General features: G+C 51.3%; 9 protein-coding genes and 1 pseudogene. 1 reads left to right on the top strand and 9 read right to left on the bottom strand.

The features are described 5' to 3' along the window. Positions 1 to 65: 65 nt before the first annotated feature. Positions 66 to 1,412, bottom strand: coding sequence for a metalloprotease PmbA (gene pmbA / locus I4W93_RS19800; RefSeq protein ID WP_205313629.1), 1,347 nt, complete (start codon positions 1,410 to 1,412; stop codon positions 66 to 68). Positions 1,413 to 1,531: 119 nt separating this feature from the next. Between pmbA and yjgA the strand changes: the two genes are divergently transcribed. Continuing rightward, on the top strand, positions 1,532 to 2,050 hold the full coding sequence (gene yjgA / locus I4W93_RS19795) for a ribosome biogenesis factor YjgA (protein ID WP_205313630.1): 519 nt from the start codon (positions 1,532 to 1,534) through the stop codon (positions 2,048 to 2,050). Between the two features lie 42 nt (positions 2,051 to 2,092). Here the strand turns inward: yjgA and I4W93_RS19790 are convergent. The 8 genes and pseudogenes from I4W93_RS19790 to mreC form a co-directional block, all read right to left on the bottom strand. Then, positions 2,093 to 3,091: pseudogene (locus tag I4W93_RS19790) on the bottom strand (branched-chain amino acid aminotransferase); the annotation flags it as partial. 55 nt (positions 3,092 to 3,146) lie between these two features. After that, positions 3,147 to 4,586 (bottom strand): metalloprotease TldD, encoded by a 1,440-nt coding sequence (gene tldD, locus I4W93_RS19785; RefSeq protein ID WP_205313632.1) that lies wholly within the window; start codon positions 4,584 to 4,586, stop codon positions 3,147 to 3,149. Then, a complete protein-coding gene (locus tag I4W93_RS19780; RefSeq protein ID WP_205313633.1) occupies positions 4,583 to 5,428 on the bottom strand; it encodes a carbon-nitrogen hydrolase family protein in 846 nt (281 codons plus the stop codon). The genes tldD and I4W93_RS19780 overlap by 4 nt, the downstream gene beginning before the upstream one ends. After that, positions 5,421 to 9,317, bottom strand: coding sequence for a YhdP family protein (locus I4W93_RS19775; RefSeq protein WP_205313634.1), 3,897 nt, complete (start codon positions 9,315 to 9,317; stop codon positions 5,421 to 5,423). Before I4W93_RS19775 ends, I4W93_RS19780 begins: the two co-directional genes overlap by 8 nt. Continuing rightward, complete coding sequence (gene rng / locus I4W93_RS19770; protein WP_205313635.1) at positions 9,317 to 10,783, bottom strand: ribonuclease G; 1,467 nt, start codon at positions 10,781 to 10,783, stop codon at positions 9,317 to 9,319. The genes I4W93_RS19775 and rng overlap by 1 nt, the downstream gene beginning before the upstream one ends. Further along, complete coding sequence (locus I4W93_RS19765; RefSeq protein ID WP_205313636.1) at positions 10,780 to 11,355, bottom strand: Maf family protein; 576 nt, start codon at positions 11,353 to 11,355, stop codon at positions 10,780 to 10,782. Before I4W93_RS19765 ends, rng begins: the two co-directional genes overlap by 4 nt. After that, positions 11,352 to 11,834, bottom strand: a complete 483-nt coding sequence (mreD, locus tag I4W93_RS19760; protein WP_205313637.1) for a rod shape-determining protein MreD — start codon at positions 11,832 to 11,834, stop codon at positions 11,352 to 11,354. Before mreD ends, I4W93_RS19765 begins: the two co-directional genes overlap by 4 nt. Beyond that, complete coding sequence (mreC, locus tag I4W93_RS19755) at positions 11,834 to 12,697, bottom strand: rod shape-determining protein MreC (RefSeq protein ID WP_205313638.1); 864 nt, start codon at positions 12,695 to 12,697, stop codon at positions 11,834 to 11,836. Before mreC ends, mreD begins: the two co-directional genes overlap by 1 nt. Positions 12,698 to 12,724: the final 27 nt, after the last annotated feature.

Genomic DNA, 12,724 nt, shown 5'->3' with positions numbered 1-12,724 from the left:
ATGCTGTAGACAAAAAAAGCCCCGCTGTGGCAACACAGCGGGGCTTTTTAATGCCTGTGGCACACTTAGCTGCCAGCTACCTGCATTTGGCTTATCAGTACTGAACCCGTTAGCACGCCGCCGCGGCGGTCAACATCGTTGCCCACTGCGGCCATCTGCATAAACATATCGGCTAAATTGCCTGCAATAGTCACTTCCGATACCGGGAACTGGATTTCGCCGTGTTCAACCCAAAACCCTGCCGCACCGCGCGAGTAATCGCCGGTGACCGTATTAACGCCCTGGCCCATCAGCTCGGTAACCAGCAGGCCTTTGCCCATAGTGCGACACAATTGCAGTAAGTCTTCATCACCATGCTGCACCAGCCAGTTGTGAATACCGCCAGCATGCCCGGTGCTGGCCATACCCAGCTTACGTGCCGAATAACTGGTAGTAAGGTAGGTGGTAAGTACCCCTTGCTCAATAACGGCCAGATCGCGGGTTTTCACCCCCTCTCCATCGAAAGGGCTGGATGCCAACGCCTGTTTTAAATGTGGTTGCTCCAAAATGCTAATCGACGGTGCCATAATTTGCTTGCCGACTTTATCCAGTAAGAAGCTCGACTTGCGGTAAATACTGCCGCCGCTAATGGCCGACACCAAATGGCCAAACAGGCTACTGGCGATATCCGCCCGAAAAATAACCGGTACTTTTTGCGTGGCAATTTGTCGCGCATTTAGCCGGGCAATGGTTTCTAATGCGGCTTCGCGGCCAATTTGTTTTGGGTCCAGCAACTTACTATACTGGCGCGCTACAGTGAAACTGTAATCACGCTGCATATCGTCGCCATCTTCACCTATTACCACGCAGCTAAAGCTGTGACGTGAGCTAGGATGGCCTACCAACTGACCGTGGCTGTTACCATAGACTTTTAAACCGGTGTGCGATGAAAATGACGCGCCCTCGGAATTGGTGATCCGGCTGTCGGTGGCAAAAGCTGCCGCTTCAGAGGCCGCACACAAAGCAATGGCCTCATCGGTGCCAATGCTGTCTGGATAATATAAATCCAGATCCGGCGGCGACATTTCCAGCCAGCTCGCTTCAGCAATACCCGTATGGGGATCTTCTGAGGTATAACGGGCAATATCGGCTGCGGCTTCTACGGTGCGGCGTAATGCTTGCGGGCTTAAATCGGCAGTAGAGGCCGAGCCTTTACGCTGACCAAAATATAAACTGATGCCCAGGCCACCGTCCTGATTAAACTCAACAGTTTCTACTTCGCCGTGGCGAGTTTCTACACTTAAGCCTTTGGTTCGGCTCATCGACGCTTCAGCACTGCTGGCGCCCAGTTGCTTAGCATGCGCCAGTACTTCGGCTACGGCCTGTTTTACTTCGTCAATTTCCTGCCAGATAGTCGGTTGTGTTACGTGCATAATGTTATGTCTGCCTGAAAAAAACTCTGCTCAGCTTATCATAGTCTGCTCACGCTGGCTGCTGTTGCCACGCCAGATCATGTATACTTAGCGGCATTATTATTAAGAGTGAACCAAAGATGACCGATTTTATTAACGGCGATACCTGGGACGAAGAAGAAGGCAAGAGTAAGTCGCAGGTAAAGCGTGAAATGCACGAGCTGCAAAAGCTGGGTGAAGAGCTGGTGTCGCTAAGCGCTGCTTCACGCGCCAGGGTGCCACTGGACGACGAATTAAAAGACGCGCTGCAATTGGCCGACAAGCTTAGCAATAAGCGTGAAGCGCTACGCCGCCATATTCAATTTATTGGTCGCTTAATGCGTACGCGGGATTTAGAGCCAATAGAACAAGCTTTGGCCCTGCTGCGTAACACCAACCAGGCTGCCACCCGGCAATTTCATAAAGTTGAGCAATGGCGCGATAAATTACTGGACGATAATGACGCCATTACTGCGTTTATTGCTAGCTATCCCGATGTCGATGTGCAGCAACTGCGCCAGCTTATTCGTAATACCAAGAAAGAGCAGGAAAAGCAGCAACCGCCTAAAGCGTTTCGTGAATTGTTTCAGTTTATTAAGCCGCTGGTTATTCAGGATTAAAAAAGGCCGCTAAGCGGCCTTTTTTTATGCGTTCATCAACATTTAACACACTTTGGTTAGCCAGGCGTGTTTATCTTCGGTTTTACCCCACTGAATCGCATTCAATGCCTGACGCAGCGCATTGGTGGTATCACCGCCTTGGCCAGAACCCACCTGATATTCTTTACCATTGTGAATTAAGGTACCTACCGGCGTTAATACTGCGGCTGTGCCAGACAGTGCCGCTTCAGCACCTGGCTTAGCAGCCCGTTCTAACAACTCGTCTACTGTCAGTTCGCGCTCAGATACTGTCATACCGCGATCACGCGCCAAGGTTAGAATAGAATCACGGGTAACACCGTGCAAAAAGCTGCTATCCAGCGCTTTGGTAATAATTTCATTACCGTCTATCAGTAAAAAGTTAGCCGCACCGGTTTCCTGCACATCGCCATTCGGGCAAAACAGAACCTGATCAGCCTGTACTGCAGCACGGGCTTTCATTATAGGTTGCAGCGCGCTGGCATAGTTGCCACCACTTTTTACCATGCCCATATGCGAGGCACAGCGGGCGTTATCTTCCAGCAATAAACGTAACGGTTTAGCGCCACCGGCAAAATAATCCCCTACCGGCGATAACAATACATATAGCATTGATTGCAAGCTGGGCGCAGCGGCTTTACCGATTGAAGCTTCAGTGCCGATATGGGTTGGGCGAATATACATAGAGCCCGGCGGATTAGGCACGTCGGCGGCATAGCGCTTAACAATATCCAGGATCATTTGGCTAAGCATGCCGCCATCGAATTTCGGTAACGACAATAACTCGCTGCTTTGCGCCAGACGGGCGACGTTTTTGTCCATGCGGAAAATGTAAATACCGCCATCGTCGTGCCTGAACGCTTTTAAGCCTTCAAAACAGGTGCTGGAATAATGCAGCACATGCGCGCCCGGATGCAGGCTAATGCTGTCTGCTGCCACTATTTTTGGCTCAGTCCAGCTGTTGTTATCAAAACGGGAGAGGATCATCTCCGGCGTAAATACGGTGCCAAATGCTGCCATTTGCGTTAAGTCCTGTGATTTATTCTATTTACTGTATTTATGTGTAAAGCCGGGCACCTTACTGCGTGCCGCCTACGGTCATTGCATCCAGCTTCAGTGTAGGCTGGCCTACACCTACCGGCACGCTTTGGCCTTGCTTACCACAGACACCGACACCGGCATCGAGTGCTAAGTCATTCCCTACCATTGATACCTGTTGCATAGCTTCAGGGCCATTGCCAATAAGCGTTGCACCTTTGATCGGGGCGGTAATTTTGCCATTTTCAATTAAATAAGCTTCTGAGGCGGAAAACACAAATTTGCCCGAGGTAATATCAACCTGGCCGCCACCAAAGTTAGGCGCATATATGCCTTTTTTAACACTGGCGATAATCTCAGCCGGATCACTGTCACCGGCCAGCATATAAGTATTGGTCATACGCGGCATAGGTAAATGGGCGAAAGACTCGCGCCGGCCATTCCCGGTCGGCGGCACGCCCATTAACATAGCGTTGTGTTTATCCTGAATATAGCCTTTTAATATGCCATTTTCGATCAGCACATTATATTGGCTTGGTACGCCTTCATCATCGATATTCAGCGAGCCACGGCGGTGAGCTAAGGTGCCGTCGTCAACAATAGTGCACAGCTTAGAGGCGACTTGCTGGCCAATCCGGCCACTGAACGTCGATGAACCTTTACGGTTAAAGTCGCCCTCTAATCCATGGCCTACCGCTTCGTGCAACAACACCCCAGGCCAACCACTGCCCAAAACCACCGGCATAGTGCCGGCTGGCGCGTCGATGGCGGTTAAATTAACCTGAGCCTGCCGTATTGCCTCACGGGCGTAATGCTGCCAGCGTGGTTCACCATTAACATCCTCGGTGAAATAGCTATAAGACGTGCGTGCACCGCCACCGGCACTGCCGCGTTCACGCCGATCGCCTTGCTGTAACAGTACCGAACAGTTTAGCCGCACCAATGGCCTTATATCGCTGGCGTAGGTGCCGTCACTGGCCGCGACCAGAATTTCTTCATATACCCCCGACAAACTCACCATTACCTGCTCTGCACGGCTATCCAGGGTACGAATATAGGCTTCAATTTGATGCAGCAAACCCACTTTATCGGTATTGGTCAGGCTTTGCAGCGGCTCGCATGGCAGGTAAATATTGCTGTTGCCGGTTTTGCTAAACGCTTTTACACTACCGTGCTGGCCGGCGGCGGCAATCCCGCGCGCGGCACTAGCCGCTTGCTTTAACGCCACAGCACTGATGGTGTCGGCATAAGCAAAGCCGGTTTTTTCACCGCTGATCGCGCGTACGCCAACGCCCCGCTCTATATTAAAGGAACCATCTTTAACCAGCCCATCTTCCAGCACCCAGGATTCATGCACGCTGGATTGAAAATATAAGTCAGCAAAATCGAGCTGATGATCAAACAAATAGCCCAGTGTGGCCTGCAAATCTTGGTCTGTCAGGTCGGAGGCGGTGATCAGGTTCTGCTCTGGTGCAGTCATGGTTTTAGCTCACTGTTAAATCGGTTGTGTTGTGCCAGCGGCATACTTGCCTGCTGCCGTTGGCACTCTGTTAAATCTACTGTTGCCGATATCCAACCTGGCTGCTCGCCAGCATCGGCCAATACCCGGCCCCAGGGGTCAATAATCAGGCTGTGGCCGAATGTTTCACGGCCGTTAGCATGGGTGCCGGTTTGATTCGGCGCCAGCACAAAACACTGGTTTTCTATTGCTCTGGCTTGCAGCAATATGTGCCAGTGGGCGGCGCCGGTTACCCGGGTAAAAGCAGATGGCACGCTTAGTACATTCATGCCCTGACTTGCCAATGCCTGCATCAGGCCGGGAAAGCGCACATCATAGCATATCGTCATGCCAAGCTTTAACTGCCCAGCCGTTGCCAGGCTAATTTTTTGTCCGGGGTTGGTACTTGCCGACTCACGATAACTACCAGTGCGGTCATGCACGGCTACGTCAAACAAGTGCATTTTTTGGTAGTCTGCTACTATGCTGCCATCTGGCGCAAATAACACACTACTGGCACTAAAGCGCTGCGGATCAGCGCTGATTGTAGGTAACGAGCCAGCCAGCAAATACAGCCCAAACTGTTGCGCCAGCGCAGCACACCCTTGCTGAATAACACCCTGCCCCAACGCTGCCTGATATTGCAACTGCAGGCCATCAGCCCCGCCAAATACGGCAAAACATTCTGGCAACGCCACCAAATGTGGTAAATCCTGGTTAAACTGCTCAGACATCTGCTGCAGATATAACGCCACCTGCGCCAAATTGTACTCTGGATTGGGAGTACTGGTTAATTGAATAGCCGACAAGCGCCAGTTAGCCATGGGGTTGCCGCCGATCTGATTCCGGCTGAGACGGCGCAGGTAATTCAATAATTGCCTCGGGCTGCGCAACCCGCACAGGTACAGGCACCTCTGTACTATGACGGTTCACTTCGGTGACGACCGGCTTGGCAAAACTGCCGGTAACGGTAAAGTTAATTTTTGAGATCACTTCAGCACTTTGGAACACTTCATCCAGTGCCAGTGCGGCCAAACCGGTAGCTGGGTTTACCATCCAGGCGATAATTACCGGCAAACTGGAGGTAACTTTAGGCGAAAACGCCATCTGGTAATCGAGATTTTTACTCACCAGATCAGCATAGCCCTGTATTTGCAGGTTTCCCGGCACGCCATCGATACTGGCATTGCTGGTTTGCGCCACCCCATGACTAATAGCCAGCTTGCCGCTCATATTGTTGTAGAAAAAACCTTTGGCAAATACATCGCGAAAATCTAGCCGTAACTTACGTAGTAATGAATCAAGACTAAAAATGGAGAATAGTCGTGAGCCCTGATCACTGACTTCGGTTAATGCGCCTTCGCCAAGAACATAGTCTAGCTCGCCAGAAAGCTGCTCTAAGGCAAACTGATTGGGTGCGCCCGGCCACCCCAGGCTAAAGTTGATATCGGCGGTACTGCCGGAGATAGCCGATGTAAGCTGATACTCATCCAGCATGCCGCCAATATTGTCGCTGCGCAGCTGGCCACTAAACTGGCTGAAACCTGCAATTCCGTCATCCTGCCAAAAACCGGCCAGCTGAAGTTGGCTTTTCTTATACCGGGCACTCAGGTTTGTTAGTTGCCAACGGTCGGCCAGGCTAATTGCACTGGCGCTAACCTGGCCAAAACGATAGCTTCCCACAGAGCAATCGGCACAACTTAGCTGCAACGGCGGCAACTGCAAAAACCAACGTTGGGCGGTTAATGCCAATTGCTGCGTAAGGTCTGCAGCTTGCTCGCTGACATCATCGCCACTGCTGATAGGCAAATGCAGATAATCTAAGGTGGCATTAATGCCCTGCTGCTGCCACTGTTTACTGAACTGCCAACGACTGGCAATCTCGGTACCATTCAATTGCAACTGCCACAATTCTGGCTGCTGCTTTAGCTCAAATACGCTGTTAGTCAGGCGGATGCCAGGGGCAATATCTAACTGAGCCACGGTGCCCCGCACAAGTGATAATGGTGGAAACAATGCCGGGTTGTCATTGTCGGCGTTAGCTTGCAATTGTTGCTGTACCAGGTCGAACCAGGCTAAGCCATCTAACTGCGGCAAATCAATGTTGATAGTAAATTCTGCCGCAGTCAGGGCAGCATCATCCGGCCCCAAGCTCAAATTTGCCCGGCTTAGCTGCTGGCTATCGTGCTCAAACATGGCATTAAAGTGCAGGTTTTGCTGCAGATGAGCCGCTATTGCCGACTGATTGGCATCACCGGTTACTGTCAACACCAGCTCGGCGGGCTCGCCGACGGCCTTAGCGTAAGGCGCTGGCAGCAGTAATGCCGTTTGCTCTAAGTCTGCGCGCAACTCGGCCTGATAAGTAAAGCCGCTCTCAGGCAAATTTAACGCCAACTGAACCTGCCAGTCTGCGCTGCCGGCAATTAAATCACTGCCAGGCGCATAAAGTGTTTGCAGCAATGGTCCGGCGCCTTGCTGGCCAGCCAACTGCAATGCCAATTGATAGCCATTATCAGTCTGCTCACCCTGCAAGGCGGCTGTCATGTCGACACCGCGCCAGCCTAACTGCAGTTGTTCGGCCCAAATATGCGCATTGTTAAAGTGTAAACTGCCATTAAGCTGATCAAAGTGTAGTGCTGGTGCCTGCAGCGATAACCGGCTGTCGGCAAATTGCACCGAGCCCGAAGCTACCACTGCTGGCTGTTTTAAACCAATTGCCAGCTTGACATCGCCACTCACCGTCCCTTCTGCGCCTAAATATTGCAAGGTTTTGCCCAGCGTGTGCTGTAACGGCGACTGAAGCATCAGTCCGGTGAGTGTGCTGGCTTCAAGCTGCTGTTTAATATGAATATCGAGGGTATCGGCATGAAACAAATTGGCTATAGTCGCAGTCACGCTGCGCTGCAATGCAACATCACTTAGGCTCCCGGCCACAGATTGGATCTGCATTGCAGCGTTTTCAAACCACAACTCCGCAGTGAGACCGTTAATGTCTGGCCAGTCCGGCGCAAAACTAAACTCACCGTGCTGTAAAGTGGCCAGCACCTGGAATACGCCTTGCTGCTCACGGTAAGGAAAATCGGCAGGCTTGCCATGCCACAGCATAGTGGCATCTGTCAGGTTGCCGGCTTTTATCGCGGTGGTTAAATATTCACGCGTAAGCTGGGGCATATAGCGCTGTGGAAAATACTGCCAGGCACGCTGTGCATCCAGCTGCTGTAACCGCGCCACTATACTCAACTCATGGCCTAATTGCAGGCTGGCATCCAGTTGTAGCTCGTCGCTATGCAAACTAACCGTTGGAATACTGAGCTGCCATGATGTTGCCCCGGCATGCCCTGCAGTAACATCGCGCTTGGCATAAATTGTTGCCGACAATACCTGGTATGGCGTAGCATCGATAAAGAGCCCGTCCCAGCTAAGCTCGCTGGCGACACTGTCCAGCTGCAGGCGGATCAGTTGTGGTGATAGCAAAAAATCGCCGTTAAGTTTATTAACCCCGGGGATATCACCACGTGCTAATGAGCTGACATCACTGAAGCTGCCCTGCGCCTGCCAACTACCGTCAGCCATGCGCCACTGTAGCTGACGGATATCGCCCGCGGGTTGATAAGCTACCAGCTGTTGCAACTGATCTATGTCCTCAGCAAATAAACCCGCCAGCGGTGTGACTGCACCAAGCGGAAAATTTTGTACGCTACCCAGCCATTCGTCCGCTGTGCGCTGAATTGAAAACGTCAGCCCCTGCCATTGTTGCAGTGGGTCGGATAAGGTTAGCGCGCCAGATGACAATGACCAACCGTCTGTTTCAGGTGCCCACAGCAACTGACCAGCGCTTAACTGCAGGCTTTGTGCCACGCCATCCTGTTGCCAGCTTAAGCGATTATCGGCCAGCTCCAGCTGAATACGGCGCAGCAAACCATTGTCGATGCGGCCCCACGCTTTGAAATTAATGCTAGCATGCTGCAGCTTTTGGCTGGCAGGCACTTGGGTGCGGAACCAGGGCAGGACATCAAGCTTGTCGCTCTGTAGATACAACTGGCCAAAGGCGTCGGCCAAGGTATCGCCATATAAATCCAGCACAAATGACACGGTATTGGCAGTAACCCCAGCCAGAGACAGCTCACCATAGCCTTGGTGCCGGTTGTCGCGGTTAGCCCAGTCTAACTGGATAATATCAACCACCACATCAGGGTTGTCATCGTTTTGTAGGATCAGCTGGCTGTCGACAACAGAAAAGTAGGTAAGCTGGCGGAAAAATAGCTGCTCTAATGCCGCAAAAACCGGGGCGGTATCCAGCGTGTCAGCACCATCGGTGCTGAGCAGGCGGTCGGCGTCGGCATAATACCGCAGCCCGCTTAATTCAAAGTGCTGCGCGGTAAGCTGGCGGTTGCGTAAGCTGCGCCAAAAATCCAGCCGAACCCGGGTTTCGGCAATATTTAACTGTAGCTTGGCTTTGTCATCTAACAGGGTGACATTACGTAATAACAACGCCGGACCAAATTTTTGCCAACCAGCACTTAACTCACCAATGCTGACATTGGCGCCATAACGGTCATTGATCAGACGTTCGATATGATGTTTGTAGTTGTCGGCATAGGGCAGGCTGTAGCGCAAAACAGAGATAAACACCGCCAACAACACCAGGCTCACCGCCAGTGTAAGCCAGAGTTTATGTAAGCAGTAAAAACAAACCCGCGTTGCGCGTTGCACTACATCATCACCACATCAAATTGCTCCTGCGTGTATAACGACTCGGTGTGAATACTAATTTGCTTGCCAATAAAAACCTGCACTTCGGCCAGGCTATGAAACTCGTCATTGGTCAGGGCATCTTTCACCGCTGGTGAGGCATACACCACAAATTTATCGGCAGCATAAGCCCGGTTTACCCGCACTATTTCACGCAGCACTTCAAAACACACTGTCTCAACTGTCTTTAAACTGCCGCGTCCCTTACATACATGACACTCAGAGCAAAGAATATGTTCCAGACTTTCGCGGGTTCTTTTACGCGTCATCTCTATTAAACCCAAGGCCGAGAAACCATGAATGTTGGTTTTAGCCCGGTCGCGCGCTAACGATAGCTCAAGGCTATGAAATACCCGCTTCTTGTGTTCGCTGCTTTGCATATCGATAAAATCGATAATAATAATACCGCCCAGATTGCGCAGTCTTAGCTGACGGGCAATCGCCTGCGTAGCTTCGGTATTAGTATTAAAAATAGTTTCATCCAGGTTGCGATGACCGACAAAAGCCCCGGTATTAACGTCGATGGTGGTCATCGCTTCGGTCTGGTCGATAATCAGGTAGCCCCCGCTTTTCAACGGCACCTTACGCTCCAACGCGCGCTGGATCTCATTTTCGACATCGAACATATCAAAAATAGGCCGCTCGCCGGGGTAGTATTCTAACAGCGGTGATAAATGCGGAATGAACTCTTCGCAAAAGGCCGTAAGCTGCTGGAATGTAAGTTTAGAATCTACCCTTATCCGTTCCAGTTCGGTGCCAACAAAATCACGCAGGATACGGTAGCTCAGCGTAAGGTCTTCATACACCACACCCTCTTTGCGGGTTTTTTGTTTCCGTTTAACTATTTTTGCCCATAGCTTTTTCAGAAATTTGGCATCCTGAGCTAACTCTTCTTCCTTGGCACCCTCGGCTGCGGTGCGCACAATAAAGCCACCACTATCGTCTAAATATTGGCTGACGATGTCTTTTAAACGTTGCCGCTCACTGTCACTTTCCAGCCGCTGTGATACACCAACATGAGGAGAACCCGGCATAAATACCAGATAACGCGAAGGCAGGGTAATGTCGGTGGTAAGACGAGCGCCCTTAGTTCCCAAGGGATCTTTTACCACCTGCACCAGCAAATACTGGCCCTCACGTACTAATACACGAATATCTTTACTGACGGCAGGCTTACTCTCAGTTTCGGTTAACGGGTCATGTTGCACAATGTCGGAAGCATGCAAAAAGGCCGCTTTGTCCAAACCAATATCAACAAAAGCAGCCTGCATACCCGGCAGTACCCGGCTAACTTTGCCAACATATACATTGCCCACCAGGCCAAGCTTGGCTTGGCGCTCGATATGCAATTCTTGTAGTACGCCATTTTCGATCAGTGCCACCCGGGTTTCGCTGGGGGTAACATTCAGTAATAGTTCTGCGCTCATCTGTGTTTCTGCCACTGCAAAAGTAATTGCTCAGTTTCGCACAGCGGTAAACCCACTACTGCTGTGTAACTGCCGTTGATGCGCTGGACAAACTTAGCCGCAAGGCCCTGAATACCATAACCACCGGCTTTATCCAGCGGTTCGCCTGTTTGCCAATAGCGCGCAATATCGTCAGCACTTAGCGGGCGAAAGCAGACTTCGGTAGACACGAGTTGTTGCAAACAACGCTGTTGATCCACTAAGGCTATCGCCGTCATCACCTGATGGCAGCGACCGGACAACTGTTGCATAGTATGGCTAAAAGCCTTGAAGTCTGCCGGTTTTCCCAGAATTTGACCGTCGACGACGACAATCGTATCAGCGCCTAACACGGGCTTGCTACCATCCGAGCGAGCCAAACCAGCCCTTGCCTTGGCCGGGGCAAGCCGCTGTACATAGTCGGCAGGCCGTTCATTGTGTTGCGGGGTTTCATCAATATCGGCAGGAATTAACTCAAACGACACGCCCAGCTGTGCCAACAGTTCACGCCGGCGTATTGATGAAGAGGCTAACAAAATACTTGGGTAACTCATTGAATTTTCAACTGCCGACGATAACGTCTTAATAACCAGAACAACCAGGGCCACACTAACATGCCAGTAACCACCGGCCATAAATACTGCGGCATAAAATACACCCCGGTAAGAAAGTGACTGAGCCAGAACAATAATAATTGATAAAGCGCCAGCAACAGACCGAGCAATAATGACTGCTGCACTACAGAAAAGTTGCGCATTTTAAGGTGATGCTGGGCAACCACAAAAATCACCACTGCAAATGCCAATGCATTGACACCCAGCACGGTACCCACCAACACATCGACCACAAAACCAGTAAAAAACGCCGTACCAACACTAACCCGTTGCGGCAATGCCATAGTCCAATACATTAGCACCAACAGAGCCCAGTCTGGCCTGGCCAACTTAACCAGCTGCGGCATTGGCATTACGGTTAGCAATAACGCAATAAACACCGACAAATAAACAAAACCTATCCGTCCCGCTTTGCGCATCAGGGTTGCTCCTGTGTGACAAGGTCGGTTGCATCAATCGCTTGCTGCAACTTTGACAATAACAACACATGGCGAATGCGATCCAGCCGGGCATAAGGCTCGGCATACACCAGCATAAAAGGCTGACTGGCATCCTGGCTGATCCGCACCACGCGTGCTACGGGGTATCCCTCTGGGAAACGACTATCAAGGCCGGACGACAATAAGCGGTCGCCCTCTCGAATATCGGTGCTGTGCGGCAGGTGCAGTACCCGCAACACATCCCACTGGCCAAGGCCTTCAACGATAGCGCGCACGCCGCTACGTTCAGCGCGCACGGCAATCGCATGAGTGTTATCTGAAATCAGCAATGCGCGGCTGCTGGCCGGGCCGACGCTGACTATTTGGCCGACAATGCCTTGATCGTCAATCACCGCCTGATGCTCTGTCACACCGTGTTTACTGCCTTTATTCAGTACCACCTGATGGCTGAACGGATGGCTGTAAACGGCCAATACTTCGGCTACTAAACGTTCACCTTCAATAGCTGCAGACGAACCCAACAAGGCGCGCAATTTGTCATTTTCCTGCTGCAAATAGGCCATTAGTTGCAACTGGCCGCTCTGTTGCAACAGGGTTTCTTTTAAGCGGGCATTTTCTTCCAATACAGCTTGCTGCGACATGAATTGCTCAGACGCTCCGGAAAACAGCGTTTCCGGCAAGCTGGCAACATAGAATAGCGGGCTAACCGCCGTAGTAAGGTAGCTGCGTAGCTGCGTTGAGCTGTCGGTATATCTATCAAGAAACATTAAGCCAGCACTAAGCACTACAGCCAAAAACAGCCGCAGTGGCAATGAGGGACCCCGACGATAACTTTGATTCATAGCACTGCCAACATTGGCGTGTGTTCA

The sequence above is a fragment of the Rheinheimera maricola genome, from assembly GCF_016918075.2.
In the GTDB taxonomy this organism is placed as follows: Bacteria; Pseudomonadota; Gammaproteobacteria; order Enterobacterales; family Alteromonadaceae; genus Alishewanella; species Alishewanella maricola_A.
Note: the sequence above shows the minus strand (reverse complement) of the source record. Positions and strands in the feature narration are given on the sequence as shown.